This window comes from Streptomyces sp. NPDC001843 (assembly GCF_042891955.1).
GTDB lineage: Bacteria > Actinomycetota > Actinomycetes > Streptomycetales > Streptomycetaceae > Streptomyces.
Window position 1 is genome coordinate 311,881 of sequence record NZ_JBIATQ010000004.1, and the last position, 25,393, is coordinate 337,273.

General features: G+C 71.5%; 25 protein-coding genes. 14 read left to right on the forward strand and 11 right to left on the reverse strand.

Annotated elements, in window-relative coordinates:
* Nucleotides 1-4: 4 nt before the first annotated feature.
* Nucleotides 5-301, reverse strand: coding sequence for a hypothetical protein (locus tag ACFYZQ_RS12865; protein ID WP_389146229.1), 297 nt, complete (start codon nt 299-301; stop codon nt 5-7).
* A gap of 99 nt (nt 302-400) precedes the next feature.
* Here ACFYZQ_RS12865 and ACFYZQ_RS12870 point away from each other — a divergent pair, with 99 nt between their 5' ends.
* Nucleotides 401-1,306: an oxygenase MpaB family protein gene (locus ACFYZQ_RS12870; protein ID WP_389145534.1), complete on the forward strand. Its 906-nt coding sequence runs from the start codon at nt 401-403 to the stop codon at nt 1,304-1,306.
* On the opposite strand, the gene ACFYZQ_RS12875 is transcribed toward ACFYZQ_RS12870, so the two are convergent.
* Entirely contained in the window at nt 1,283-1,816 is a 534-nt protein-coding gene (locus tag ACFYZQ_RS12875; RefSeq protein WP_389145537.1) for a PadR family transcriptional regulator, read from the reverse strand. The genes ACFYZQ_RS12870 and ACFYZQ_RS12875 overlap by 24 nt on opposite strands.
* A 129-nt stretch (nt 1,817-1,945) precedes the next feature.
* Here ACFYZQ_RS12875 and ACFYZQ_RS12880 point away from each other — a divergent pair, with 129 nt between their 5' ends.
* Nucleotides 1,946-2,701, forward strand: coding sequence for an alpha/beta fold hydrolase (locus ACFYZQ_RS12880; protein WP_389145539.1), 756 nt, complete (start codon nt 1,946-1,948; stop codon nt 2,699-2,701).
* A gap of 14 nt (nt 2,702-2,715) precedes the next feature.
* Here the strand turns inward: ACFYZQ_RS12880 and ACFYZQ_RS12885 are convergent, their stop codons facing one another.
* On the reverse strand, nt 2,716-3,315 hold the full coding sequence (locus tag ACFYZQ_RS12885) for a class I SAM-dependent methyltransferase (protein ID WP_389145542.1): 600 nt from the start codon (nt 3,313-3,315) through the stop codon (nt 2,716-2,718).
* Between the two features lie 152 nt (nt 3,316-3,467).
* Between ACFYZQ_RS12885 and ACFYZQ_RS12890 the strand changes: the two genes are divergently transcribed.
* The 5 genes from ACFYZQ_RS12890 (at nt 3,468) to ACFYZQ_RS12910 (ending at nt 8,359) form a co-directional block, all read left to right on the forward strand.
* Nucleotides 3,468-4,241 (forward strand): MHYT domain-containing protein, encoded by a 774-nt coding sequence (locus ACFYZQ_RS12890; protein ID WP_389145544.1) that lies wholly within the window; start codon nt 3,468-3,470, stop codon nt 4,239-4,241.
* Between the two features lie 48 nt (nt 4,242-4,289).
* Complete coding sequence (locus ACFYZQ_RS12895; protein WP_389145546.1) at nt 4,290-6,803, forward strand: nitrate- and nitrite sensing domain-containing protein; 2,514 nt, start codon at nt 4,290-4,292, stop codon at nt 6,801-6,803.
* Nucleotides 6,800-7,237: a roadblock/LC7 domain-containing protein gene (locus ACFYZQ_RS12900; RefSeq protein WP_389145548.1), complete on the forward strand. Its 438-nt coding sequence runs from the start codon at nt 6,800-6,802 to the stop codon at nt 7,235-7,237. The genes ACFYZQ_RS12895 and ACFYZQ_RS12900 overlap by 4 nt, the downstream gene beginning before the upstream one ends.
* A 22-nt stretch (nt 7,238-7,259) precedes the next feature.
* A complete protein-coding gene (locus ACFYZQ_RS12905) occupies nt 7,260-7,673 on the forward strand; it encodes a DUF742 domain-containing protein (protein WP_389145550.1) in 414 nt (137 codons plus the stop codon).
* A gap of 71 nt (nt 7,674-7,744) precedes the next feature.
* On the forward strand, nt 7,745-8,359 hold the full coding sequence (locus ACFYZQ_RS12910; protein ID WP_389145553.1) for an ATP/GTP-binding protein: 615 nt from the start codon (nt 7,745-7,747) through the stop codon (nt 8,357-8,359).
* A 14-nt stretch (nt 8,360-8,373) separates the two neighbouring features.
* On the opposite strand, the gene ACFYZQ_RS12915 is transcribed toward ACFYZQ_RS12910, so the two are convergent.
* Nucleotides 8,374-8,802, reverse strand: a complete 429-nt coding sequence (locus tag ACFYZQ_RS12915) for a PPOX class F420-dependent oxidoreductase (RefSeq protein ID WP_389145556.1) — start codon at nt 8,800-8,802, stop codon at nt 8,374-8,376.
* 94 nt (nt 8,803-8,896) lie between these two features.
* Between ACFYZQ_RS12915 and ACFYZQ_RS12920 the strand changes: the two genes are divergently transcribed.
* Both ACFYZQ_RS12920 and ACFYZQ_RS12925 read left to right on the forward strand, forming a co-directional pair.
* A complete protein-coding gene (locus ACFYZQ_RS12920; RefSeq protein WP_389145559.1) occupies nt 8,897-9,310 on the forward strand; it encodes a roadblock/LC7 domain-containing protein in 414 nt (137 codons plus the stop codon).
* A gap of 124 nt (nt 9,311-9,434) precedes the next feature.
* Nucleotides 9,435-10,424 (forward strand): DUF6397 family protein, encoded by a 990-nt coding sequence (locus ACFYZQ_RS12925; RefSeq protein WP_389145563.1) that lies wholly within the window; start codon nt 9,435-9,437, stop codon nt 10,422-10,424.
* Here ACFYZQ_RS12925 and ACFYZQ_RS12930 read toward each other — a convergent pair.
* Nucleotides 10,411-11,277, reverse strand: coding sequence for an acyl-CoA thioesterase (locus ACFYZQ_RS12930; protein ID WP_389145566.1), 867 nt, complete (start codon nt 11,275-11,277; stop codon nt 10,411-10,413). The genes ACFYZQ_RS12925 and ACFYZQ_RS12930 overlap by 14 nt on opposite strands.
* A gap of 19 nt (nt 11,278-11,296) precedes the next feature.
* On the reverse strand, nt 11,297-13,810 hold the full coding sequence (locus ACFYZQ_RS12935; RefSeq protein WP_389145569.1) for a DEAD/DEAH box helicase: 2,514 nt from the start codon (nt 13,808-13,810) through the stop codon (nt 11,297-11,299).
* Between the two features lie 145 nt (nt 13,811-13,955).
* Here ACFYZQ_RS12935 and ACFYZQ_RS12940 point away from each other — a divergent pair, with 145 nt between their 5' ends.
* Nucleotides 13,956-14,750, forward strand: a complete 795-nt coding sequence (locus ACFYZQ_RS12940) for a metal-dependent hydrolase (RefSeq protein WP_389145572.1) — start codon at nt 13,956-13,958, stop codon at nt 14,748-14,750.
* Between the two features lie 41 nt (nt 14,751-14,791).
* Here ACFYZQ_RS12940 and ACFYZQ_RS12945 read toward each other — a convergent pair whose 3' ends face one another.
* From ACFYZQ_RS12945 to ACFYZQ_RS12960, 4 genes are all read right to left on the reverse strand, one after another.
* Complete coding sequence (locus ACFYZQ_RS12945; RefSeq protein ID WP_389145575.1) at nt 14,792-15,058, reverse strand: type B 50S ribosomal protein L31; 267 nt, start codon at nt 15,056-15,058, stop codon at nt 14,792-14,794.
* 34 nt (nt 15,059-15,092) lie between these two features.
* Nucleotides 15,093-15,563 (reverse strand): DUF5709 domain-containing protein, encoded by a 471-nt coding sequence (locus tag ACFYZQ_RS12950; protein WP_388790526.1) that lies wholly within the window; start codon nt 15,561-15,563, stop codon nt 15,093-15,095.
* A 285-nt stretch (nt 15,564-15,848) separates the two neighbouring features.
* A complete protein-coding gene (locus ACFYZQ_RS12955) occupies nt 15,849-17,630 on the reverse strand; it encodes an ABC transporter ATP-binding protein (protein WP_389145578.1) in 1,782 nt (593 codons plus the stop codon).
* Entirely contained in the window at nt 17,627-19,474 is a 1,848-nt protein-coding gene (locus ACFYZQ_RS12960) for an ABC transporter transmembrane domain-containing protein (RefSeq protein WP_389145581.1), read from the reverse strand. The genes ACFYZQ_RS12955 and ACFYZQ_RS12960 overlap by 4 nt, the downstream gene beginning before the upstream one ends.
* Before the next feature lie 128 nt (nt 19,475-19,602).
* Between ACFYZQ_RS12960 and ACFYZQ_RS12965 the strand changes: the two genes are divergently transcribed.
* Nucleotides 19,603-20,355 (forward strand): L,D-transpeptidase family protein, encoded by a 753-nt coding sequence (locus tag ACFYZQ_RS12965; RefSeq protein WP_389145583.1) that lies wholly within the window; start codon nt 19,603-19,605, stop codon nt 20,353-20,355.
* 51 nt (nt 20,356-20,406) lie between these two features.
* Nucleotides 20,407-22,011 carry a peptide-N4-asparagine amidase gene (locus tag ACFYZQ_RS12970; protein ID WP_389145586.1) on the forward strand — a complete coding sequence of 535 codons (1,605 nt, stop codon included), beginning with the start codon at nt 20,407-20,409 and terminating at the stop codon, nt 22,009-22,011.
* 24 nt (nt 22,012-22,035) lie between these two features.
* On the opposite strand, the gene ACFYZQ_RS12975 is transcribed toward ACFYZQ_RS12970, so the two are convergent.
* Nucleotides 22,036-22,485 carry a MarR family winged helix-turn-helix transcriptional regulator gene (locus ACFYZQ_RS12975; RefSeq protein WP_389145589.1) on the reverse strand — a complete coding sequence of 150 codons (450 nt, stop codon included), beginning with the start codon at nt 22,483-22,485 and terminating at the stop codon, nt 22,036-22,038.
* Nucleotides 22,486-22,610: 125 nt separating this feature from the next.
* Between ACFYZQ_RS12975 and ACFYZQ_RS12980 the strand changes: the two genes are divergently transcribed.
* Together ACFYZQ_RS12980 and mltG are read left to right on the forward strand one after the other, a co-directional pair.
* Nucleotides 22,611-24,413: an ABC transporter ATP-binding protein gene (locus tag ACFYZQ_RS12980; protein WP_389145592.1), complete on the forward strand. Its 1,803-nt coding sequence runs from the start codon at nt 22,611-22,613 to the stop codon at nt 24,411-24,413.
* A 63-nt stretch (nt 24,414-24,476) separates the two neighbouring features.
* Nucleotides 24,477-25,373 carry an endolytic transglycosylase MltG gene (gene mltG / locus ACFYZQ_RS12985; RefSeq protein WP_389145595.1) on the forward strand — a complete coding sequence of 299 codons (897 nt, stop codon included), beginning with the start codon at nt 24,477-24,479 and terminating at the stop codon, nt 25,371-25,373.
* Nucleotides 25,374-25,393 lie beyond the last annotated feature (20 nt).

A 25,393-nucleotide genomic window follows, 5' to 3' on the forward strand; every position in this document is an offset into this window, starting at 1 on the left:
CCGGTCAGGCCACGGGCAGCCCGAGCAGGTCACGGGCCACCTTGCGTGGAGACTCGTCCCGTTCCCGGGCCAGCGCGATGACGGCCCGGCACGCCAGCTCGCTCACCCCGAACGACAGCGCCTCCGGCGACACCCAGGAAGCGGCCTCCTCGATCCCGTCCTGGTCGTCCTCCGCACTGGCCGACACGTAGGCGGCCGCGGCGTCGAACAAATTGTGCGTGCCCTTTTCGCGGTCTCCGCCCGCGTCCACGCGCGCGGAGACGCCCAGCCCGGCGATCTTCTCGCGGATCCTGTCCCACATGCGGGCCACCTTCCCCTGCGTGGCGTTCTCCGGCTCATCGTTCATCCGTCCCTCCTCAACGTAGAGTTGGAGCCTCGGCGGCAAAAGGGGGATGACGCGGTGAAGCGTTTCGAGCGGCTCGAACGGATCCGCCGGATGGATCCGGTGGCGGACGCCGTGGAGATCTACCGGATCAGCGCCACTCTCGAATTTCCCTGGGACTTCGCCCGGGCCCTGGAGCTGGCCCTGTACCGGACCTACGCCGTACCGAGCATCGGCCGGCTGCTCGCCGAGACGGCGGAGCTCACCGACCGTACGCAGAAGCGCTATGACGACACGTCGCTGCTCCTCGACGCCGTCGTCGAACACGGCTTCGCCTCCGTCCAGGGGCGCACGGCGATCCGCCGCATCAACCAGATGCACCGCGCCTACGACATCAGCAACGACGACATGCGCTACGTGCTGTGCACCTTCGTCGTGACACCGAAGAGGTGGATCGACGCCTATGGCTGGCGCCGGATGTCCCGGCACGAGATCGTTGCCGCCACCGTCTACTACCGCACGCTCGGCCGGCACATGGGCATCACGGACCTGCCGGAGTCCTACGAGGCCTTCGAGGACTGCCTGGACGCCTACGAGGAGGCCCACTTCGCCTGGGACGAGCAGTCGCGCCGGGTCTCCGACGCCACGCTCGATCTCATGACGTCCTGGTATCCCAAACCCATGGCGCCCGTGCTGCGCGCCGCGACGCTCGCCCTTCTCGACGAACAGCTGCTGAGGGCCTTCCGCTACGAGCCCCCCGCCCCCGCCACCACCACGGTCGTGCGGCGCGCCGTCCGGATGCGGGGACGCCTCGTCCGGCTGCTCCCGCCGCGCCGCACACCCCACTACGGTCGGCAGAACTGGGAGATCAAGGGTTACCCGAACGGCTACCGGCTGGCCGACCTGGGCACCCGCCCGGTGCCCGGCGTGCGGGGCTGCCCGGTGCGGCACACCGGCATCTCAGCGGCCGACCCCCTCGAGTGAGGCGAGGGTCTCGCGCAGCCAGGTGAGCTCCGCCCGGCTCGTGGCCCGGGCGATGGTGAGAATGCCACGCCGGAACGGATCGTCCAGTTCCTCGGCCCGCAACGGGCGGTCACCGTCGTAGAAGAAACTGGCCGGTTCCTCCAGGAACGCCAGCCGGCGCCGTAGCAGCGCCGCCTGCGCGGACGGGTCGTCGAGATGTCTGAGGAAGGCGAGCAGCGTGAACCACAGGTTCTCGTCGGTGATCTCCCGCTGGGCCGGTTCGGTGAGCCGCCGCCGCAGCTCGCGCCTGCCCTCCTCGGTGAGCGTCAGTACATGACGCGGTGCGGCCACTGAGCCCGGCTCGGTGGTGCGCGCGAGCAGACCCGCCTTCTCCAGGCGCTTGATCGCGGGATACAGCGTGCTCTCGGCGATGGGCCGTACGTGGCCCGTCAGCGCCGCGATGTGCTTGCGCAGCACGTAGCCGTGCAGCGGGGCGTCGTAAAGGAATCCCAGGATGGCGAGCTCCAGCATGTCCGCATTCTGCTTCACATCCGCTGTATGACGCCACGCAGGTACCTCTCTTCCGTAATACATCGTGACAGAGGTATTGTTTGACCGAGGTATCGTTTGGTCGTCACGGGTGTCAGCGAGGAGGACGTCATGAAGCAGGCCGAGTTCGACGGCAGGGGAAGCCGCATCCGCTGGACCGAGACCCCGGGCGCGAACCCCGCGCGCGTGTACGTCCACGGGCTGGGTGCGGCGTCGGCCGTGTACCACGCGCACATCGCGGCCCGCCCGGAACTCGCAGGCCGGCGCAGCCTGTTCGTCGACCTGCCCGGGCACGGCGTCAGCGACCGGCCGGGCGACTTCGGCTACACCCTCGAGGAGCACGCTGACGCCGTGGCGGTCGCGCTGGACGCAGCGGGCCTCACAGGAGCCGAGCTGATCGGGCACAGCATGGGCGGTTCCGTCGCCGTCGTGCTCGCTCACCGGCGGCCCGACCTGGTTTCCCGGCTCGTCCTCACGGAAGCCAATCTCGACGCCTTCCCTCCGCCCGGTGCGGACAGCAGCTCGATCGCCTCTTACCAGGAGGAGGAGTTCGTGGCAGGCGGGCACGCGCGCGTGCTGGAGAAGGTGGGCCCCCTGTGGGCGGCGACGATGCGGCTGGCCGACCCGCGGGGACTGCATCGCAGCGCCGTCGGACTGAGGAGGGGCTCGGACCCCGTCATGCGCGATCTGCTGGAGGGGCTGGGGATCGAGCGCGTCTACCTCCAGGGCGAGCTGAGCGGTGAACTGCCCGGCAGGGACCGGCTGGAGGCGGCCGGGGTCCGCGTGCTGACCGTGCCGGCCGCCGGTCACAACATCATGTTCGACAATCCTGACGCGTTCGCGGCGGCGGTCGCAGGCGTCGGATAGGTCCTCCGCGGGGGTCAGCCCTCGCGGACAGCCAGGGCCAGGAAGCGTGTGTCCTCGTCGACGTACGACGTCATGCGCCACCCGGCACCGGCCAGCAGGGGGCCCAGGTTGGCCTCGGCGCGCAGGTCGTCCGGAGTGATCCGGCGGCCCTGGCGTGCTGCCAGAGCGGCCCGGCCGACCGGGTGGAAAAGGGCCAGTGAGCCTCCGGGCCGTACCACGCGTGCCAGCTCCCGCAGGTTCTCCGCCGGATGCGGCAGGTGCGCGATCAGTCCCGCGCCGAACACGGCGTCGAACGCCCCGGACCGCAACGGCAGCGCGGCGACATCGGCCAGCAGCAGCCGGCCGTGACGATCCCGCCCCGCGCGAACGGCGGCCCGCAGCATCGCCGGAGTCAGATCCACTCCGACGACGACGCCGGACGGCCCCACGGCCGTGCGCAGCGGCTCCAGGGCGCGTCCCGTGCCGCAGCCGGCGTCGAGCACACGGTCCCCCGCGCGCAGCCCGAGATCGGCGACGGCGGCGGCGAAGGCCGGGTCGTCACCCGGAAACTTGCTGTCCCAGCCGTCCGCCCGGGCGGCGAAGAACTCCTGGACGTGTGTGTGGTCATCGCTCATGGTCCGCATGATCCCTCACTCACATGGAGGGACGCTCTGTGCACATGTTCGAGCGTGACGCGATCGTTCCGGCGCACGTCTGCGCCAGATTCCAACACTTTTCGAAATGCGCCCCCTTTGTACGTCCCTGTCGGGTCTAGCGTCCCGGGGCCATGGGACACCTGGACCACGCCTCCTTCGGCTGGCTGACCCCCACGCTGTCGTACGTGATGGCGTGCATCGGCGCCGCTCTGGGACTGCGCTGCACCGTCCGCGCGCTCGGCACCACCGGCCGGGCACGCCGCAACTGGCTCCTCACCGCGGCATCCGCGATCGGCACCGGCATCTGGACCATGCACTTCGTGGCCATGCTCGGCTTCAGCGTCAGCGGCACCGACATCCGCTACGACGTGCCGCTGACCATCCTCAGTCTCCTGGTCGCCGTGGTCGTCGTCTGCGCCGGCGTCTTCGCCGTCGGCTACAGCCGCGACCGCACCCGCGCCCTCCTGCTCGGCGGCCTCACCACCGGGCTGGGCGTGGCGAGCATGCACTACCTGGGCATGGCGGCCGTGCGGCTGCACGGAGACGTGACCTACGACCCGGTGCTGGTCGGGATCTCCGTCCTGATCGCAGTGCTCGCCGCGACCGCGGCCCTGTGGGCCGGGCTCAACATCAAGTCGCCGATCGCGGTCACCGTCGCCTCCCTCGTCATGGGAGCGGCCGTCAGCAGCATGCACTACACCGGCATGTTCGCGGTCCGCGTGCACGTCACCCCCTCGGGCCAGGTGCTGCCCGGGGCCACGGCGATGCAGTTCATCTTCCCCCTCGCCGTCGGCCTCGGGTCCTACCTGTTCATCACCTCGGCCTTCGTCGCCCTCTCGCCGACGGCGGGGGAGCGCGAGGCATCCGCCTCCGCGCAGCGCCCGGTGCAGAGCCCCGCCCGCTGACCGGCCCCCGCCGGTAGCGCGCCCCACCCACATCCGAGCGAGAAGGCCATGCGTACACCCCGTAGGACCACACCAGGCGAGCAGACGCCGCCCTCGCCGCCGGTGCGCGGCCGTCGCGCCCATGCCGGGCGGCCCGCCGACGAAGACACCGACGACACGGCCGGCCGGCCCCCGGACGCCGCTCCCGTGCGCACGGGACGCCGGCGGATCAGACCCCGGACCGTACGCGCCAAGGTCGTCTGCCTGCTGATGGTGCCCGTCGTCTCCCTGCTCGCCCTGTGGGCGTACGCCACCGTCACCACCGCCCAGGACGTTGCCCGGCTGCGCCAGTCGCAGCGTGTGGACGCCGAACTGCGCGCCCCGCTCGCCGACGCCGTCACCGCCCTGCAGGCCGAACGCGTGGCCGCCGTGCGCTGTGCGACCGATCCGGCCACCACACAGGGCGACGACCTGCGGGCCCTCGCCGCCCGCACCGACCGTGCCGTTGCCCGGCTGCGGCTCGGTGACCACAACACCGTCGCCGACGGCCAGGAACTGCCCTCCGGCGTCGCACAGCGCCTGGAGGACTTCGTCAGCGGGGCCGAGCACCTGCGCACCGTGCGCACGGCGGTGCTCAACCGCCGCGCCGGCTGGGACGAGGCGTATGGTCGGTACACGCGGGCCATCACCACCGCCTTCGAAGTGAACGGCGCCCTCACCGGCATCCAGCAAGCCGATCTGGGCTCCGACGCGCGCGTGGTGCTCGAGTTCTCCCGCGCCCGGGAAGCCCTGGCGCAGGAGGACGCGGTACTCACCGGCGCCCGCCTCGCGGGCGGACTCGCCGGCGAGCGACTGCGCCTGTTCACCGGCGCCGCCGACACCCGCCGCGCACTCACCGACGCCGCCGTCGCCGACCTGCCCGCCGCCCAGCGTGCCGCCTGGCGGAAACTCGCCGCCGGCGGCGCCTACACCGCCCTCGGAGCCGTCGAGGACAGGGTCCTGGCCGCGGCGCCCGGCGCCCGCGCGGCCGCGGCCGCCCCGGCAGGCACCTGGGAGGGGGCCCACGCGCGCGTACGGGACGGAATGCGGGCCATCGAAAGGGACGCCGCGATCACCGTCGCCGGCCAGGCCGACCCGTACAGCCGCGGCCTGCTCACCCCGGCCGGAGCCGCCGTCCTCTTCGGCCTCGCCGCCGTGACCGCCTCACTCGTCATCTCCGTACGCATCGGACGCGCACTCGTGGTCGAGCTGGTCGGTCTGCGCAACGGCGCGCTGGAGATCGCCCGCCGCAAACTTCCCGAAGCCATGCGGAGACTGCGCGCCGGGGAGGAGATCGACATCCGGGCCGAAGCCCCTTCGGGACCGCCCGCGGAGGACGAGACCGGTCAGGTCGCCGAAGCCCTCGGTACCGTCCACCGGGCGGCCCTGCGCGCCGCCGTGGAACGGGCCGAGCTGGCCAGCGGCATCTCCGGGGTCTTCGTCAACCTGGCCCGCCGCAGTCAGGTCCTGGTGCACCGCCAGCTGAGCCTGCTCGACAGCATGGAACGCCGCTCGGACGACCCGGAGGAACTCGGTGACCTCTTCCGGCTCGACCACCTCACCACCCGCATGCGGCGCCACGCGGAGAGCCTGATCATTCTCTCCGGGGCGGCGCCCGGGCGGGCCTGGCGCATGCCCGTCTCCCTCACGGACGTCGTACGCGCGGCCGTCTCCGAGGTCGAGGACTACGCGCGCGTCGAGGTGCGGCAGCTTCCCGAGACATCCGTCGCCGGCGCCGCCGTCGCCGACCTCACCCACCTGCTCGCCGAACTCGTGGAGAACGCCGCCCAATTCTCACCGCCCCACACGCGCGTCCGCGTCACGGGTGAACCCGTCGGCAACGGCTACGCCCTGGAGATCGAGGACCGCGGGCTGGGGATGGGCCCGGAGACACTCGACGAGGCGAACCGGCGCATCGAGCAGTCCGAGGCGCTCGACCTGTTCGACAGCGACCGTCTGGGCCTCTTCGTGGTCAGCAGGCTCGCCGCACGCCACAGCATCAAGGTGCACCTGAGGACCTCGCCCTATGGCGGCACCACCGCGGTGGTCCTGCTGCCCACCGCCCTCCTGCACGGCGATCCGGCGGAACCCACCGCCCACTCGGCGGCGGACCGGGAACGCACCGAGCACCACGCATACGCGCGCGTGCCCGAGGCCCGAGCACCCCACGAGGTCGCGGTGGAGTCCTCCGGCCGGCCCGTCCTCGCGGCCACCGGCCGGCCGTCCGCCGAACCCGCGATCGAAACCGCACCCCCGGGAGTCACCACCTTGCGGCTGCACCGCCCCCCGAACGACTCCGAGGGCTCCGACGACCTCCCGCGCCGGATACGGCAGGCGAGTCTGGCGCCCCAACTGCGTGAACACCACCCCAAGCCGTCCCCGGCACCGGACCCGCGGAGCGACGACCGCACCCCCGAACTGGTGAGGGACCGCATGGCGGCCTACCGCGACGGCTGGACGCGCGGCGGCGGCAGGCGTCCCGGTCGCGGGACCACCCCCGACCTCCAAGCGGGCAGCGACAGCACTGAAGGAGACCCCGTATGATCCACGACCCGAGAACGAGGCCCGCCCAGCCGTCCGGCGAACTCGACTGGCTGCTGGACGACCTGGTGACACGCGTCGGCGACGTACGGCACGCCGTAGTGCTGTCCAACGACGGCCTGGCGGTGGGCGCCTCGACCGGCCTCCTGCGCGCGGACGCGGAGCACCTCGCCGCCGTCGCCTCCGGTTTCCACAGTCTCGCCAAGGGAACGGGGCGGCACTTCGGAGTCGGAGGCGTCCGCCAGACCATGGTGGAGATGGACGACGCCTTCCTCTTCGTGGCCGCCGCCGGAGACGGCTCCTGCCTCGCCGTCCTCACCGCGGTGACCGCCGACATCGGACTCGTCGCGTACGAGATGGCACGGCTGGTCAAGCGCGTCGGTGAGCACCTCTACACGGCCCCCCGGGCCGCCACGCGGCCCCCTGCCGCCGGATGAACCGAGAAGGCGGTCGGCACCCATGAGCGAGGACACCAGCGGCACTCCGCCGAAGCAGGGCAGCCAGTGGTACGACGGCGAGGCCGGACCTCTGGTCCGCCCGTACGCCATGACCGGCGGACGCACCAGGCCCGGCCCCAGCGGAGTGCGCTTCGATCTGATCGCACTCGTGACGCTCGATCCCGGCGGCCTCACCGCAGACGGCAACCCCGCCCTCGGCCCCGAGCACCGCTCGCTCGTCGACCTGTGCCGCACCGAAACCCAGTCGGTCGCCGAACTCGCCGCCGGCACGGACCTCCCCGTGGGTGTGGTCAGAGTGCTGCTGGGTGACCTGCTCGATCTGGGCCGCGTCACGATCAGCCGCCCGGTGCCCCCGGCGCAGCTGCCCGACGAACGGATTCTTCGCGAGGTCATCGCGGGATTGCGGGCGTTGTAGATGACAGTTCCCGACCCACCGGACCCTCGCCGCCCAGCCGCGCGCGACCCGCATCCCCGAGAGAAGTGATCATGGTCTCAGAGCTCTCCGAGCACTCCGACACCACCGACGGCGAGACGTCCGCCCTGGCGCTGAAGATTCTGGTCGCCGGCGGCTTCGGCGTCGGCAAGACCACCCTGGTCGGCGCGGTCAGCGAGATCCGCCCGCTGCGCACCGAGGAACTGCTGAGCGAGGCCGGTCAGTCGGTCGACGACACCGACGGCGTCGACCAGAAGGTCACCACGACCGTGGCCATGGACTTCGGCCGTATCACCATCCGCTCGGGCCTGTCCCTGTACCTCTTCGGTACACCGGGCCAGGACCGCTTCTGGTTCCTGTGGGACGAGCTGTCACAGGGCGCGCTGGGAGCGGTGGTCCTGGCGGACACCCGTCGGCTGGAGGACTGCTTTCCGGCCGTGGACTACTTCGAGCACCGGCACATCCCGTTCGTGGTGGCGGTCAACTGCTTCGCCGGGGCACGCACCTACGACACCGACGACGTGTGCCGTGCCCTCGATCTCGACCGGGGGACCCCCGTGGTCCTGTGCGACGCCCGTGACCGGGACTCGGGGAAGGAGGTGCTGATCCGGCTCGTCGAGTACGCCGGGCGGATGCACACCGCCCGGCTGCTCGACTCGGTCGGCTGAGGGCCTGCGAGGCCTCAGTCCGCAACGTCCTTCAAGGCGACCACATGCTCGACGCTGACACGGACCAGAAGTTCGCCCGGAACGCCGTTGCGGGCGCCGAACTCCTCGGCCCGCTCCTCACCCATGTACCGCGCGGCGATACGGGTCGCCCAGTGCCGGACCTCGCCGAGATCCTCCGACAGCCGGGCGCGGCCGTTCAGCACCACGAAGTGGAAGGGCGGCCGGTCGTCGTCCACGCAGAGCGCGACCTGGCCGTCGCGTGCCAGATTGCGCCCCTTCACGGTCTCCTTGCCCGTGTTGAAGACCACCTCGTCCCCATCGAGCAGGAACCAGATCGGTGCCAGGTGCGGGGTGCCGTCGGCCCGCACGGTCGACAGTTTGCCGGTGCGGGTGCCCGCCGAGACGAACGCCCGCCATTCCTCGTCGGTCATCTTCTGTGCCATACCTCCATCCTCCTTGCCCGGACGGCGGTCGTGGTGAAGGCTGGCGAAGAGTTCCTCCAGCCAGGGGGAGACGTCACACGGGGAGAGACCGCAAATGGCGCAGAACCAGGGACTCGGGTGGCTCCTGGACGACCTGACGGAACGCGTGGAACAGGTACGGCACGCGCTGGTCCTGTCGAACGACGGCCTGGTGACGGGCGCGAGCACCGGCCTCCGCCGTGAGGACGCGGAGCATCTCGCCGCCGTCGCCTCCGGACTGCACAGCCTGGCGAAGGGTTCGGGACGCCACTTCGGTGCGGGCAGGGTCCGCCAGACGATGGTCGAGTACGACGACGCCGTGCTGTTCGTCACCGCTGCCGGCAGCGGAAGCTGTCTGTGCGTGCTCAGCGGCGCGGAGGCCGACATCGGACAGATCGCCTACGAGATGACGCTGCTGGTCAACCGGGTCGGCGAGCACCTCGGCGTGGATGCCCGGCAGCCCGGGCGTGAACCCAAAGAAGATCTCTGACCTGCATATTCGTCGCTCCGCCTGGAGTTATCCACAGGCTCGCCAGGAGATTCGCCGGACCAGCTACGGTTTTTTCACGGCGAGCGCGGACGGCGTGAGCCACCACTCCACGGGGGAGACGACCATGTCGGGCAGCACCATCGCGGCACCACGTCATCTGACCTGCGCGCCGAGCCGTGCCGCGCGGGAACTCGGCCTTGCGCGCGGCGAATTCGACCTCGCAGTACTCCTCGGGCGGATCCGGACCGTGCCCGACCGACAGGGAGGCGGGGGCCGCCGCGTGGAGCGGTCCGAGATCGAGCGGCTGCGCGCCGAGGAGGGATTCCCCGAATCACTGCGGGAGAGCGTCAGGGCCGTGGGTACCACGGAGGGCGCGGCCCTGATGGAAGTGTCGGCCATGAGGTTCACCCGCCTGGCACGCCTCGGCCTGGTGGTGCCCGTGCGCTTCTATCTGAACCGGTACCGAGCCGTGGTCTGGCTCTATCCGGCCGAGGAACTGCGGCAGTTCACGGCGGACGAGCGGAACGCCCCACTGCTCACCGGCCGCACCCCCGAGGCCATGCGCGAGCGACTGGGGGAGGGGCTGGATCTGCGGGCCCGCACCTGGCGCGGACGTCATCTCGGGTTCCTGCTGCGACAGGCCGGCGATCCCTGGGAGCGCGCCGGGGCCTTGGCCGCCTTCCTCGACCCGGTGCACATCTCGGACGTGATCAGGGACCCCTACGAACGAGCTCATGTCAGCCGCAACCGGCCGGGGCCACCCCCCAACGGCGCCCCGGGATCGCCCTACGCGGAGCTGGCCGAGCGGATCATGACGGCGGACGACGCGGAGGAAGTCGGCCGGCTCCGCGGCGATCTGGCGCAGGCGGTGCGGGAGGCTCGCGCCCACCGGCCCGCCCCGCGCCCCGCACCGTGCCCGCCCACGCCACACGCGGACCCACCCACGCCACACGCGGACCCGCCGGCACCACACCCGGACCCGTCACCACCACACCCGGGCCCGTCCGCACCGGACGCGGCGCACGCCCCGAAACCGGCACGCGGACTCCTGGGCCGGCTGCGCCGCAGAAGCTCCCGGACCCCAGGGCGCCGAGCCGTGGCTACAGGGCCCTGAACAGACCTTCCTGGACCACCGACACGAGCAGACGCCCCTGCAGGTCGTAGATCCGCCCACGGGCCAGACCACGGCCGCCCGTGGCGATCGGGGACTCCTGGTCGTACAGGAACCACTCGTCCGCGCGGAACGGCCGGTGGAACCACATCGCGTGGTCCAGCGAGGCCATGTCGAAGTTCCGCGGTCCCCACAGCGGCTCGACGGGAATGCGGACCGCGTCCAGGAGGGTCATGTCGCTGGCGTAGGTCAATGCGCAGGTGTGCACCAACGGGTCGTCGCCCAGCGGGCCGACCGCACGCATCCACACCGCGCTGCGCGGCTCCGCGCCCTCCACCTCCTCGGCGTTCCAGCGGAGCCGGTCGACGTAACGGATGTCGAAGGGCTGGCGGCGCGCCATCCGCTCCAGTTGCTCGGGCAGTGCGCCCAGATGCTTGCGGATCTCCTCCGTGACCGTCGGCAGGGAATCCGGGGCCGGCACCTCGCGGGCCGGCGGGAGCTGGTGCTCGAAGGATCCTTCCTCAGGCTTGTGAAAGGAGGCGGTCAGATTGAAGATCGTGCGGCCCTGCTGCACGGCGGTGACCCGGCGTGTCGTGAACGACCGCCCGTCGCGCACCCGTTCCACCTGGTACACGATCGGCACGCCCGGCCTGCCGGGGCGCAGGAAGTACGCGTGCAGCGAGTGCACCGGGCGGTCGCCGTCCGTGGTGCGCCCGGCGGCGACCAGTGCCTGGCCCGCCACCTGGCCGCCGAAGACCCGCTGGAGGGACTCCTGCGGGCTGAGTCCACGGAATATGTTGACCTCGATCCGCTCCAGGTCGAGCAGGTCGACGAGTCTCTCGGCCGGATTCGTCATGGTTGGGATGCTCCTGTGCTCACAGCTGTCCGACGTCGGTGACGCGGACGACCGCACGGCCCTCCGCGTCGGAGGCCGCGAGGTCGACCTCCGCGCTGATACCCCAGTCGTGGTCACCGGCCGGGTCGTCGAAGATCTGGCGGACGCGCCAGAGCCCGTTCTGCGGCTCCTCCTGGATCACCAGAAGCTTGGGGCCGCGGGCGTCGGGGCCGGTGCCGAGGTCGTCGTACTCGTCCCAGTACTTGTCCATCGCCTCGCCCCAGGCCTGCGCGTCCCAGCCGGACTCCGCGTCCAGCTCGCCCAGTTCGTCGACCTGGTCGAGGGCGGCGAGCTCCACACGGCGGAACATCGCGTTGCGGACCAGTACCCGGAAGGCGCGCGCGTTGGTGGTGACCGGCTTGACCTCGTCGGCCTTCTCCTGGGCCTCCTCGGCGGTCATCTCCTCCGGGTTCGCCAGTTGCTCCCACTCGTCCAGCAGGCTGGAGTCGACCTGGCGCACCATCTCGCCGAGCCATTCGATCAGGTCCTCGAGGTCCTCCGACTTCAGATCGTCCGGAATCGTGTGGTCCAGGGTCTTGTAGGCGCCGGCGAGGTAGCGCAGCACGATGCCCTCGGTGCGGGCCAGCTCGTAGACGGACACCAACTCCGTGAAGGACAGTGCCCGTTCGTACATGTCGCGGATCACGGACTTCGGCGACAGCGGATGGTCGCCGACCCAGGGGTGACTCTTGCGGTACGTGTTGTACGCGTGGAAGAGCAGCTCCTCCAGGGGCTTGGGGTAGGTGACGTCCTGGAGGCGCTCCATGCGTTCCTCGTACTCGACGCCGTCCGCCTTCATCGCGGCCACGGCCTCGCCGCGCGCCTTGTTCTGCTGGGCGGCGAGGATCTGCCGCGGGTCGTCCAGGGTGGACTCCACGACCGACACCATGTCGAGGGCGTAGGACGGCGACTCCGGGTCCAGCAACTCGAACGCGGCGAGCGCGAACGTCGACAGCGGCTGGTTGAGCGCGAAGTCCTGCTGGAGGTCGACCGTGAGGCGGACGATGCGGCCCGTGGGGTCCGGCTCGTCCAGCTTCTCGACGATGCCGCCGTCCAGCAGCGAGCGGTAGATGGCGATCGCCCGCCGGATGTGCCTCAGTTGCTGCCTACGCGGCTCGTGATTGTCCTCAAGGAGACGGCGCATCGCCTCGAAGGCGTTGCCGGGCCGGGCGATCACCGACAGCAGCATCGTGTGCGTCACCCGGAACCGGGACGTCAGCGGTTCCGGCTCGGAGGCGATCAGCTTCTCGAAGGTGTTCTCCGTCCAGCCGACGAAACCCTCCGGCGCCTTCTTGCGCACCACCTTGCGGCGCTTCTTCGGGTCGTCGCCCGCCTTGGCAAGGGCCTTCTCGTTCTCGATGACGTGCTCGGGCGCCTGCGCGACCACGAGCCCCGCCGTGTCGAAACCCGCCCGGCCGGCCCGGCCCGCGATCTGGTGGAACTCACGGGCGCGCAGCGTGCGCACGCGGCTGCCGTCGTACTTGGTCAGGGCCGTGAAAAGCACCGTGCGGATGGGCACGTTGACACCGACGCCCAGGGTGTCGGTGCCGCAGATGACCTTCAGCAGACCGGCCTGCGCCAGCTTCTCCACCAGACGCCGGTACTTGGGCAGCATGCCGGCGTGGTGGACGCCGATGCCGTGGCGTACGTACCGGGAGAGGTTGCGGCCGAACTTCGTGGTGAAGCGGAAGTTGCCGATCAGCTCGGCGATCTGGTCCTTCTCCTCGCGCGAGCACATGTTGATGCTCATCAGCGCCTGCGCCCGCTCCACGGCCTGCGCCTGGGTGAAGTGCACGATGTAGACGGGTGCCTGCCTGGTTTCCAGCAGGTCGGTGAGCGTCTCGGTGAGCGGCGTGAGCTTGTACTCGTAGGAGAGGGGGACCGGGCGGGTCGCGGAGCGGACCACCGCAGTGGGGCGGCCGGTGCGGCGGGTGAGGTCCTTCTCGAAGAAGGAGACGTCGCCGAGCGTGGCCGACATCAGGACGAACTGGGCCTGGGGGAGTTCGAGCAGCGGGATCTGCCAGGCCCAGCCACGGTCGCCCTCGGCGTAGAAGTGGAACTCGTCCATGACGACCTGGCCGACGTCCGCGTCCTTGCCGTCGCGCAGCGCGATGGACGCGAGTACCTCGGCGGTGCAGCAGATGACCGGCGCGTCGGCGTTCACGGAGGCGTCGCCGGTGAGCATGCCGACGTTCTCGGTGCCGAAGAGCTTGCACAGCTCGAAGAACTTCTCCGACACCAGGGCCTTGATGGGCGCCGTGTAGAAGGTGACCTCGTCCCGGGCCAGCGCGGCGAAGTGGGCCCCCGCGGCGATCATGGACTTGCCCGAGCCGGTGGGCGTCGACACGATCACGTTCGCACCCGAGACCGCCTCGATCAGCGCCTCCTCCTGATGGGGGTAGAGCGTGAGACCGCGCTCCTGGGCCCACGACTCGAAGGCTTCGTACAGGGCGTCGGGGTCGGCGGTCGGCGGCAGCTGATCGATGAGGGTCACGCACCCATCTTGCCTGGCGTCCTGGCCGATGGGGGAATCGGCTGCGAGCTCGAAGATCACGGAGGCTACGCTGTGTCGCCGACGGAGCGTCGACGCACCCGGTCAACTGGACAGCGGCACACGAGGAATGGGGCGGGCAACGGCCATGATGGGACCAGCACACTCACTGTCGGGGGCCGCCGCCTGGCTCGGCGTCGGAGCGGCCGCCGCCGCGGCCGGGCACCCGATGCCCTGGCCGGTGCTCCTGGTCGGCGCGCTGATCTGCGCCGGTGCAGCGCTCGCCCCCGACCTCGACCACAAGGCGGCCACCATCTCGCGCGCCTTCGGGCCGCTCTCGCGCTGGATCTGCGAGATCGTGGACAAGCTGTCGTACGCCGTCTACAAGGCGACCAGGAAGCAGGGCGACCCCCGGCGCTCCGGCGGGCACCGGACGCTGACGCACACCTGGCTGTGGGCGGTCCTGATAGGCGGGGGTTGCTCCGCGGCGGCGATCACCGGGGGGCGCTGGGCGGTGCTGGCGATCCTCTTCGCGCACATGGTGCTGGCGATCGAGGGGTTGCTGTGGCGGGCGGCGCGCGGCTCGAGCAGCGATGTACTGGTCTGGCTGCTGGCCGCGACGAGCGCGTGGATCCTCGCGGGCATCCTGGATAAACCGGGCAACGGCTCCGGCTGGCTGTTCACCGCGCCCGGACAGGAGTACCTGTGGCTGGGGCTGCCCGTGGTGCTGGGGGCACTGGTGCACGACATCGGGGACGCGCTGACCGTCTCGGGCTGCCCGATCCTGTGGCCGATCCCCGTGGGCCGCAAGCGCTGGTACCCGCTGGGGCCGCCGAAGGCGATGCGGTTCCGGGCGGGCAGCTGGGTCGAGCTGAAGGTGCTGATGCCGGCGTTCATGGTGCTCGGCGGAGTGGGCTGCGCCGCCGCGCTCAACGTCATCTGACGGACTGGCCGGGCCCAGGAAGCGGACTCCCCGGACCGGGCTCAGGAGGCGGACTCCCCGGAGTCCGCCCCGCCGTACCGGCGCTCGAAGCGCGCGATGCGTCCCTCGGCGTCCACCGTGCGGGCCTTGCCGGTGTAGAAGGGATGGCTCTCCGAGGAGATCTCCACGTCGACGACGGGGTACGTCTCCCCGTCGTCCCACTCGATGGTCTGGTCGCTGTTCGCGGTGGACCGGGTCAGAAACGCGTATCCGGCGGCGCGGTCACGGAAGACGACCGCGTGGTAGTCGGGGTGCTTGTCCTCCTGCACGCCGGCTCCCCGCGGCGGACGGGTGGCGTTCGGGTCAGCCGGAGAGGGTGTCCTCGTCCACGACGTGCATCGCGGCCTCCTCGGCGGAGGCGGCCGCGCCGTCGATACCCACATCGGTGGCCACGAGGGCGGCCTCCTCGTCCTCGTGCGCCCCTTCGTCGGGAGCCACGAGGCGGCCGGAGCGGAGGCCTCCGACCTCGTTGTCCAATGCTTCGCCGTCGGTGTCCTCGGCGTCGCCGATGCCGTCGCCGTCGGGGGCGGCGAGGTCGGGCAGTTCCTCGGCGAGGCGCTCCTCCAGGGTCTCACCGTGCCGGCGCTCGGCCGCCGTCACACCCACGTGCTCCACCGCCCAGGGCCGCTCGGGAGGAGACCAGCCGCGGTCCAGGGGGTCGTCGACACCGTCGTCGACGAGCGTGTCCTCCGCGTCGAGCAGTCCCGCGTCGTCCTGGATCTCGGACGCATCGGGCTGGTAGACGTCGTCTCCCCATCCGTCGGTGCTGTCCACGGCTACCTCCAGCTGCTCGGCACGGCCCGTTCTCACCGCGTCCGGCGGCGGACCGCCGGGGTGCGGGGCACAGGTGTCACCCGGCGCGAACCGGACGGTGAGCGGACGGTTCCCGGGCGTTCCCCAAGCCGGTGCCAGTTTCCAGCCTTCCACCCCGGCTCGGCACCGCGCAACGGCACGGGGACCGGCCCGAGAGTGCACACCCCGATCCCGGCTCCAAGCCGTCCACCTGAAGCGTGCACTCTCCTTCCGGCCCGCTGCCGGGCCGCGCGGCGTGCCGGTGGGTCACCCGTGCCAGGACCGCCACAGCGCCGCGTACGCGCCGTCCGCCGCTACCAGCTGGTCGTGGCTGCCCAGCTCGCTGATGCGGCCGCTCTCCACGACCGCGATGACGTCGGCGTCGTGCGCCGTGTGGAGGCGGTGGGCGATGGCGACCACGGTGCGGCCGTCCAGGACCCGGGCCAGGGAGCGCTCGAGGTGGCGTGCCGCGCGCGGGTCGAGGAGCGAGGTCGCCTCGTCCAGGACCAGGGTGTGCGGGTCGGCCAGCACCAGCCGGGCCAGCGCGATCTGCTGGGCCTGTGCGGGGGTGAGCGACAGTCCGCCCGAGCCGACCTCGGTGTCCAGGCCGTCGTCCAGCGCCCGCGCCCACCCGTCGGCGTCGACCGCGCCGAGCGCCGCCCACAGCTCGGCGTCGGTGGCGCCGGCTCCGGCCAGCAGGAGGTTGTCGCGCAGGGAGCCCACGAACACGTGGTGCTCCTGGTTGACGAGGGCGACGTGCGAGCGGACCCGCTCGGCGGGCATCCGGGACAGCTCGGCACCGCCCAGCGTGATCCGGCCGTCCCGGGGCGCGTAGATACCGGCGAGCAGCCTGCCCAGCGTGGACTTGCCCGCCCCCGAGGGCCCCACGAGGGCCAGCCGGGTGCCGGGCGCGACCTCCAGCGAGACCTTGCGCAGCACGTCGACGCCCTCCCGGTAGCCGAAGTGCACCCGGTCCGCGTGCACGTCGCGTCCGTCCGGGGCCAGCGCCGCGTCCCCGGCGTCCGGCTCGATCTCGCGCACCCCGACCAGGCGGGCCAGCGAGACCTGGGCGACCTGGACCTCGTCGTACCAGCGCAGGATCAGGTTGACCGGTTCGACGAGCATCTGCGCGATCAGCGCGCCGGTGGTGAGCTGCCCGACCCCGAGCCAGCCGTGCAGCACGAAGACCCCGCCGACCATGAGGACCGAGCCGAGGACCATGGTGTGGGTGGCGTTGATGACCGGGAAGAGCACGGACCGCAGCCACAATGTGTAGCGCTCCCAGGCCGTCCACTCCTTGATCCGGCGTTCAGACAGGGCGATGCGGCGGCCGCCGAGGCGGTGGGCCTCGACGGTGCGGCCGGCGTCCACGGTCTCGGCGAGCGCGGCGGCCACGGCGGCGTACCCGGCGGCCTCGGACCGGTAGCCGGACGGCGCCCGCCTCCAGTACCAGCGGCAGCCCGCGACCAGCAGCGGCGCGGCGAGCAGCACGGCAGCCGCCAGCGGCGGCGCGGTGACCACGAGCCCGCCGAGCAGCAGCGCGGCCCACACCGTCCCGATCGCCAGCTGCGGTACCGCCTCACGCATGGCGTTGGCGAGCCGGTCGATGTCCGTGGTGATACGGGACAGCAGGTCACCGGTGCCCGCCCGCTCCAGCACCCCAGGCGGCAGCCCGACCGACCGGACGAGGAAGTCCTCGCGCAGGTCGGCCAGCATCCGCTCGCCGAGCATCGCCCCGCGCAGCCGCACCTCGCGAACGAACACCGCCTGGATGACCAGCGCGAGCAGGAAGGCCCCGGCGGTCAGGCCCAGGTGCAGTTCAGCGGCCCGGTCGGAGACCCGTTCCACCAGTGCGCCCACCAGGTAGGGGCCCGCCATGGAGGCCACCACGGCGACGGTGTTGACGAGGATCAGGATCCCGAAGGCTCGGCGGTGCCGACGGAACAGTTCCACCACGTAGGCGCGTACGGTTGCCGGGGCGCCGACGGGCAGGGTGGTGGCCGTCGTCGGGGCCGCCGGGTCGTAGGCCGGTGGCGCGACGCCGATCATGCGCTCTCCTCGATCTCTTCCAGGGCGCCCCGGAGGGCGGCGGCCTCATTCGCTTCCAACCCACCGCGCAGGGCGGTCCTTTTGTCCGCCGGCAGTGCGGGCACAGGAGCCCCTTCCTCGCTCTCGCGGGTCACGACCGCCCGGTACCGGGGCTCGGTGTGCAGCAGTTCGCGGTGCGCGCCGACCGCCGCCACCTCGCCGTCGTGGACGAGGACGACCCGGTCCGCGCGGTCCAGGAGCAGCGGTGAGGAGGTGAACACCACCGTCGTGCGGTCGGTCCGCAGCTGCCGCACTCCCTCGGCGATCCGTGCCTCCGTATGGGAGTCGACGGCGGAGGTCGGCTCGTCCAGGACCAGCACCTCGGGGTCCGTGATCAGGGACCGGGCCAGCGCGAGCCGCTGGCGCTGGCCGCCCGACAGCGAGCGTCCGCGCTCCGTGATGCGGGCGTCCATCGGATCGGCGGCGTCCAACGAACCCTGCACCAGGGCCTCCAGGACGTCCCCGCACTGCGCGGCCGCCAGTGCCTCCTCCGCGCGGACGGCGCCGGACGCGGGCACGTCGAGCAGCTCGCGCAGCGAACCCGACAGCAGCACCGGGTCCTTGTCCTGCACCAGGACGGCGGTGCGCGCGCAGTCCAGGGGCAGTTCGTCCAGCGGCACCCCGCCGAGCAGCACCGACGGGCCCGGTTCGGCGGGGTGGCCGCCGAGCCGCTCGGCGAGCCGCCCGGCCGCGTCCGGATCGCCGCAGACCACGGCGGTCAACCGGCCGGTGGGCGCCAGCAGTCCGGTGCCCGGGTCGTACAGGTCGCCGCTCGGCGTCTCGGCCTCGCGCGAGCCACCCGCGTCCGTCGTGCGGTCCAGCGACAGCACGCGCGCGGCACGCTTGGCCGACGGACGCGAGAAGGAGTACGCCATCGCGATCTCCTCGAAGTGCCGCAGCGGATAGGCGAGAATCATCACCGAGCTGTAGGCGGTGACCAGTTCGCCGACGGTGATCCGGCCGTCGCGGGCGAGATGGACGCCGTGCCAGACGATCGTGATCAGCAGCACTCCGGGCAGGAGCACCTGGATCGCGGCGATCAGGGCCCACATCCGGGCGCTGCGCACGGCCGCGCGCCGTACCTCCTGGGAGGCGCTGCGGTAGCGGTCGAGGAACAGTTCCTCGCCGCCGATGCCGCGCAGCACGCGCAGTCCGGCGACGGTGTCCGAGGCGAGTTCGGTGGCCCGGCCCGCCTTGTCGCGCTGGACGTCGGCACGCCGGGTCGCCCGGGGCAGCAGCGGCAGCACGGCGAGCGCCACCACCGGCAGGCCCACCGCGAGCAGCACGCCGAGCGCCGGCTGGTAGACGAGCAGGGCGACGCAGACCACCACCACCGTCAACGCGGCGGCGGTGAAGCGCGAGACCGCCTCGACGAACCAGCCGATCTTCTCGACGTCACCCGTCGAGACGGCCACCACCTCGCCGGCCGCGACCCGCCGGGTCAGCGCCGAGCCGAGCAGTGCGGCCTTTCTGGCCAGCAACTGCTGGACGCGGGCGGCGGCCGTGATCCAGTTCGTGATGGCGGCCCGGTGCAGGAAGGTGTCGCCGACGGCGATGCCCGCACCGCACAGCGCCATCAGCCCGCCGGTCAGGGCCAGGTGCCGGCCGGAGCGGTCGACCACGGCCTGCACGGCGAGTCCGACGCAGAACGGCAGCGCGGAGACGGAGACGAAGTGGAGCAGGCCCCAGGCCAGCGACTTGACCTGGCCGCCCAGCTGGTTGCGCCACAGCCACCACAGGAATCGGGGACCCGAACGCGCGTCGGGGACGCCAGGGTCGGGATACGGAAGGTCTTGGATCTGCATGGCGTATGACGTCCCAGTGGCTCGTGTCAGGGGGGAGACGGCAACAAACCGTGCAAGGTTCGCGTCGCAGCGTGGTCGAAAGCAAACGGTTTTCCAGGACAGTGCGCACAACGTGCCACCATGGCCCGGTGCAGTTGAACGGTGTGCGGCGTACGACGGTCGTGGTGACGGCTCTCGGGACGCTTCTGACGACCCTGTCGGCCCTGTCCGGATGCGGCTCCGCGGGAGACGGCGGTGCCCGGCCCGCCGGCGCGCGAGGGGCCCCCGGCCGTTCCGCGCACCGCCCCGCCGCCGTCGACCCGACCCGTCTGCCGGGCGTCGGTGACCGGCTGCACCGCCGGATTCCCGCTGAATCCGGCCAGGTGGTGGCCGTCTACGGCCGCGGCAAGGACTCGGCCGAAGCCACGGTCGTGCTGTACACCAGGCGTGGCAGTGCCTGGGAGCGGACCCGTAGTTGGCCGGCGCACAACGGCAAGAAGGGCTGGACCGTCGACCACCACATGGGTGACAACCGCAGCCCCGTCGGGGTCTACACCCTCTCCGACGCGGGCGGCGTGCTCGACGATCCCGGTGCCAGGCTGCCGTACACGCAGGACGCGTCGTTCGCCGCCCCGCGCATGTGGGCCGAGTCGCACTGGCACGACTTCGACTACGTCATCGCCATCGACTACAACCGCGTCAAGGGCACCCCGCCGAACAATCCGGCCCGCCCCGAGGGCGAGCAGAAGGGCGGCGGCATCTGGCTGCACATGGACCACGGCAGCGGAACGTCGGCCTGTGTCAGCGTCTCACGGAAGGCCATGGAGTACCTGCTGCGCACGCTCGACCCGGCCCGGCATCCCGTCATCGTCATGGGGGACAGGGCCGATCTGAGCACCTGATCCGCCGAGGCCTCATTGCGGCCGGGCCCGGCTCCCCGTAGAACACCGGCCATGAGAAGCCGAATAGTCATGTCCATGCTCGCCGGGATCTCCCTCCTGGCGGGCGTCCTCCTGGGAGCGGCTCCCGCGCGGTCCGCCGACGTCCCCGCCGAGTTCGGCACCGACTGGCACGACCCCGTGACGGCGGCCCCGGCCGTCACCCGACCGCACACGAGGTCCTGCGAAGTCACCCTCGCCGAGGCGCGGTTCAGGGACTTCACGCCGTACCGGGGCACCTACGCGCCCCCGGCGGGCTGCGGCGAGAGCTGGAGCAAGGTGGTGCTGCGACTCGACGGCAAGGTGAAGGGCCGCCAGTACGACCGGCTCGGGTATCTGCACGTCGGTGGCGTGGAGGTCATGCGTACCTCGACCCCCGAGCCGTCCCCGGACGGCATCGAGTGGTCGGTGGAGAAGGACGTCACGCGTTACAGCGCCACCCTCCGCAGTCCGCAGAACGTCGAGATGCTCATCGGGAACGTCGTCGACGACACGTACACGGGCGTCATCGACGTGAAGGTCACACTGACCTTCTACGCGGGCCGCCCGCCCGTCGCCGCTCCCGACCGCGTCCTCACCCTGACCGACACGGCCGACGGAACCACCCTCACCACACCGCGCAACACCGAGCGCGTCGTCGCGGAGGTGTACGCCACCGGATCCGGCGGCGGCTGCGAGGAGTTCTGGTACCTGGCGGCCCCCGATCCGGCGCCGTACTCCTGCAAGGCGGCCGGCGGCCCCTACCGCGAGGTCCAGGTCAGGGTCGACGGCCAACTGGCCGGGATCGCCGCGCCGTTCCCGAACGTGTGGACCGGCGGCTGGTCCAACCCCTTCCTCTGGTACGTCGTTCCGGCTCCGCGGGCTTTCGACGTCCGGCCGATCGAGTACGACCTGACCCCCTACGCGGGCATCCTCGACGATGGCCGTCCGCACCGCGTGCACGTCTCCGTGGTCGGGGTCCCCGAGGGGCAGACGGGCTGGAGCACTCCCGTGAACGTCATGGTCTGGCAGGACACGGGCCGGGCGCGCCTCACCGGCGGGATCACCCTGCGCAAGGAGGGCGACCTCAGGAACTCCGCCACCTACACGCCCGGTCCGGACCACCGCGTGGACACCGACGCCGGCCACCGGCTCACGGTCGCCGGATACGTCGACACCTCCCACGGCCGCGTGAGGACCACGGTCACGCGCACGCTCGCCAACACCTCCGCCCACCGCTGGACCGACGGCGAGACGACGGACGTACTCGACGCCCGCTGGACCGACGACGAGTCGGTGACGGTCGACGGACGCGGTCCCGCCGGGACGACGTACACACACCGGACGTACACGATGGACGGCACCACCGTCATCGGCACCGACGAGCGGCTGCGCACGGAACTCACCCTGGGCGACCGGGCAGTGGTGGCCGGGACACGCAACGGAAGGCGCACGGCCTGGTCGCGGCTCGACGACACCTACACCGGCGACGCCGCCTACACCCTCGGCGTCCCTCGCGACCAGCGCCACGCGGTCGGCACGACGCGCGAGCGCTACCGGCTGTACGGCACGGGCGGCTGCTACGACCGTTCACTGACGACGGTTCAGGGGGTGCTCACGCAGGACGACAGGCGCTGCTGAAGGGGCGGAGCAGGCGCGCGACGGTCAGCAGCGCTTGACCGTGGCTCCGTCGACCAGCGTGTCCAGCAGGTCGCCGAGCAGCTCGCGCTGCTCGTGTGTCAACGGCGCCAGGATCTCCAGCGCGGCCGACCGCCGGGCCCCGCGCAGCGCGTCGAGGGTCCCCCGGCCGGCCTCCGTCAGCTCGATCCGGGTGACCCGCCGGTTCGCCGGGTCGGGCACCCGGCGTACCCTGCCGCTCGCCTCCAGCCCGTCGACCAGCGTGGTCACCGCACGCGGCACCACCTCGAGGCGCTCGGCCAGGTCGGCCATGCGCGGCGGTGAGCCGTAGTGGGCGAGGGTGCGCAGCAGCCGGGACTGGGCCGGGGTGATGCCCAGGTCGCACTGTTCCAGGTGGCGCTTCTGGATGCGGTGCACCCGGCGGGTGAGCCGCAGCAACTGCTCCGCGAGCAGGCCCTCGGGATCGGGGGTGGTCATGCGGGAACAATATCAGGATGCAGTTCATTGTGAGTATAGGTAACAATGACCTATGATCAATCGACCGCCGTCGGTCAGGCCTGCACGGTCTCGACGCCGACGCCCGCTCACCCCCGTAGGAGCCCATGCATCCCGACCGTGAGAACGCCTGGACCCCGCCTGCCGACGCCAAGGACCAGCCCCGGCAGGTGCGCCGCATACTGAAGCTCTTCCGTCCGTACCGCGCCCGGCTCGCGATCGTCGGTCTGCTGGTCGGCGCATCGTCCCTGGTCTCGGTCGCCACGCCGTTCCTCCTCAAGGAGACCCTCGACGTCGCGATCCCCGACGGCCGCACCGGCCTGCTGAGCCTGCTCGCGCTCGGCATGATCCTGAGCGCCGTGCTCAGCAGCGTCTTCGGTGTGCTGCAGACGCTGATCTCCACGACCGTCGGCCAGCGCGTCATGCACGACCTGCGCACCGCCGTCTACGGCCGGCTGCAGCGCATGTCGCTCGCCTTCTTCACCCGCACCCGCACCGGCGAGGTGCAGTCCCGCATAGCCAACGACATCGGCGGCATGCAGGCCACCGTGACCTCCACCGCCACCTCGCTGGTCTCCAACCTCACCAGCGTCGTCGCCACGATCGTCGCGATGGTCGCGCTCGACTGGCGGCTTACCCTCGTCTCACTGCTCCTGCTGCCGGTGTTCGTGTGGATCAGCCGCCGCGTCGGCAACGAGCGCAAGAAGATCACCACCCAGCGCCAGAAGCAGATGGCCGCGATGGCCGCCACGGTCACCGAGTCGCTCTCCGTCAGCGGCATCCTGCTCGGCCGCACCATGGGCCGGGCCGAGTCCCTGACCGCGTCCTTCGCGGAGGAGTCCGAGCGGCTGGTCGACCTCGAGGTGAAGTCGAACATGGCGGGCCGCTGGCGCATGGCCGTCATCACCATCGTCATGGCCGCCATGCCCGCCGTCATCTACTGGACCGCCGGGACGGCCCTCCGACTGGGCGGCCCGCAGACCTCGCTCGGCACGATCGTCGCCTTCGTCTCCCTCCAGCAGGGCCTGTTCCGCCCGGCCGTCAGCCTGCTGTCGACCGGCGTGCAGATCCAGACCTCGCTCGCGCTCTTCCAGCGCATCTTCGAGTACCTCGACCTGCCGATCGACATCACCGAACGGGAACGGCCGGTCCACCTCGACCGCGTCAGGGGCGAGGTCCGCTTCGAGGACGTCGAGTTCCGCTACGACGGCAAGGGCGGACCCGTCCTCGACGGCATCGACGTCACCGTCCCGGCGGGCGGCAGCCTGGCGATCGTCGGCCCGACCGGCGCGGGCAAGTCCTCGCTCGGCTACCTCGTGCCCCGGCTGTACGACGTCACCGGCGGCCGGGTGACCCTGGATGGCGTCGACGTGCGCGACCTCGACTTCGACACCCTCGCCCGCGCGGTCGGCGTCGTCTCCCAGGAGACGTACCTCTTCCACGCCTCGGTCGCCGACAACCTCCGCTTCGCCAAGCCGGACGCCACCGACGAGGAACTGCACGCGGCGGCGAAGGCAGCCCAGATCCACGACCACATCGCCGCGCTGCCCGACGGCTACGACACAGTGGTCGGCGAGCGCGGCCACCGCTTCTCGGGCGGCGAGAAGCAGCGCCTGGCCATAGCCCGCACCATCCTGCGCGACCCGCCGGTGCTCATCCTCGACGAGGCGACCAGCGCCCTGGACACCCGTACGGAGGCCGCGGTGCAGGAGGCCATCGACGCCCTGTCGGCCGACCGGACGACACTCACCATCGCGCACCGCCTGTCCACCGTCCGGGACGCCGACCAGATCGTGGTGCTGGACTCCGGGCGGGTGGCCGAGCGGGGGACGCACGAGGAACTGCTGGAGCTGGACGGACGGTACGCGGCCTTGGTCCGGCGGGACGCGCAACTGGAACCGACAAGCTGAAGATACTGCAGGATATCCTGTGATATGCCGGTTTTGTGACGGTATGCGGGTTACCGTGCCCGCATGCAGACGAACACTCAGCCGCGGAGAACGATCCGACTGACACGCCGGGGCCGTATCGCCCTCGTCGCGACCGGCGCCGTCCTGGCCGGCACCGCCGTGGCGGTGCCGCTGCTCACCCTGGGCGACGACGGGGAAGCCGCCCGGCCCATGACACTGGTGATCCCGGAGGGCTGGCGCGCGAGCCAGGTCTACCAGGCCGTCGACAAGGCCCTCGCCCTTCCCGCGGGTACCACCCGCAGGTCCATCGGCAAGGCCGCACTGAAGCTGCCGGGCGACGCCCAGGGCAACCCGGAGGGCTACCTCTACCCGGCGACGTATCCGATCGACCACAAGGCGCCCCCGCAGTCCCTGCTGCAGTCGATGATCGACACCGCCAACCGGAAGTTCAACGGGGCACCGATCGCCGCCGGCGCGCAGCACAACGCGATGAACGTCTACCAGGCGGTCACCATCGCGAGCATCGTCCAGGCCGAGGCCGCCTCGAAGGCCGACATGGGGAAGGTGGCCCGGGTCGTCTTCAACCGGCTCCAGCGCGGCATGCCCCTGCAGATGGACTCCACCATCAACTACGCCCTGAACCGCAGGACGGTCCGGACGACCACGGACGACACCCGTATCGAGAGCCCCTACAACTCCTACCAGCGCATGGGTCTGCCGCCCACCCCGATCGACAACCCGGGTGAGGCGGCGATGCGCGCGGCCGTCAACCCGGCGCCCGGCGACTGGCTGTACTTCGTCACCGTCAAGCCCGGCGACACCCGCTTCACCGCCGACTACGCCGAGCACCAGCGCAACGTGGCCGAGTTCAACGCCCTGCAGCAGAGCAGGACGCGGCAGCCGAGCCCCGGCCGGACCCCGCAGCCGTCGCAGAGCAGGACCACCCAGCCCACCGCGTGACCGGCCGCGGCGGCCGGGGC

Bases quoted from the DNA above. Each gene is read 5' to 3' on its own strand.
- ACFYZQ_RS12890 (WP_389145544.1), top strand. From the start codon at position 3,468: ATGGGACACCTGGACCACGCCTCCTTCGGCTGGCTGACCCCCACGCTG.
- ACFYZQ_RS12930 (WP_389145566.1), bottom strand. From the start codon at position 11,277: ATGACGAATCCGGCCGAGAGACTCGTCGACCTGCTCGACCTGGAGCGG.
- ACFYZQ_RS12980 (WP_389145592.1), top strand. From the start codon at position 22,611: ATGCATCCCGACCGTGAGAACGCCTGGACCCCGCCTGCCGACGCCAAG.
- ACFYZQ_RS12900 (WP_389145548.1), top strand. From the start codon at position 6,800: ATGATCCACGACCCGAGAACGAGGCCCGCCCAGCCGTCCGGCGAACTC.
- ACFYZQ_RS12905 (WP_389145550.1), top strand. From the start codon at position 7,260: ATGAGCGAGGACACCAGCGGCACTCCGCCGAAGCAGGGCAGCCAGTGG.
- ACFYZQ_RS12925 (WP_389145563.1), top strand. From the start codon at position 9,435: ATGTCGGGCAGCACCATCGCGGCACCACGTCATCTGACCTGCGCGCCG.
- mltG (WP_389145595.1), top strand. From the start codon at position 24,477: ATGCAGACGAACACTCAGCCGCGGAGAACGATCCGACTGACACGCCGG.
- ACFYZQ_RS12885 (WP_389145542.1), bottom strand. From the start codon at position 3,315: ATGAGCGATGACCACACACACGTCCAGGAGTTCTTCGCCGCCCGGGCG.
- ACFYZQ_RS12915 (WP_389145556.1), bottom strand. From the start codon at position 8,802: ATGGCACAGAAGATGACCGACGAGGAATGGCGGGCGTTCGTCTCGGCG.
- ACFYZQ_RS12880 (WP_389145539.1), top strand. From the start codon at position 1,946: ATGAAGCAGGCCGAGTTCGACGGCAGGGGAAGCCGCATCCGCTGGACC.
- ACFYZQ_RS12910 (WP_389145553.1), top strand. From the start codon at position 7,745: ATGGTCTCAGAGCTCTCCGAGCACTCCGACACCACCGACGGCGAGACG.
- ACFYZQ_RS12940 (WP_389145572.1), top strand. From the start codon at position 13,956: ATGATGGGACCAGCACACTCACTGTCGGGGGCCGCCGCCTGGCTCGGC.
- ACFYZQ_RS12865 (WP_389146229.1), bottom strand. From the start codon at position 301: ATGTGGGACAGGATCCGCGAGAAGATCGCCGGGCTGGGCGTCTCCGCG.
- ACFYZQ_RS12920 (WP_389145559.1), top strand. From the start codon at position 8,897: ATGGCGCAGAACCAGGGACTCGGGTGGCTCCTGGACGACCTGACGGAA.
- ACFYZQ_RS12970 (WP_389145586.1), top strand. From the start codon at position 20,407: ATGAGAAGCCGAATAGTCATGTCCATGCTCGCCGGGATCTCCCTCCTG.
- ACFYZQ_RS12875 (WP_389145537.1), bottom strand. From the start codon at position 1,816: ATGCTGGAGCTCGCCATCCTGGGATTCCTTTACGACGCCCCGCTGCAC.
- ACFYZQ_RS12975 (WP_389145589.1), bottom strand. From the start codon at position 22,485: ATGACCACCCCCGATCCCGAGGGCCTGCTCGCGGAGCAGTTGCTGCGG.
- ACFYZQ_RS12955 (WP_389145578.1), bottom strand. From the start codon at position 17,630: ATGATCGGCGTCGCGCCACCGGCCTACGACCCGGCGGCCCCGACGACG.
- ACFYZQ_RS12895 (WP_389145546.1), top strand. From the start codon at position 4,290: ATGCGTACACCCCGTAGGACCACACCAGGCGAGCAGACGCCGCCCTCG.
- ACFYZQ_RS12960 (WP_389145581.1), bottom strand. From the start codon at position 19,474: ATGCAGATCCAAGACCTTCCGTATCCCGACCCTGGCGTCCCCGACGCG.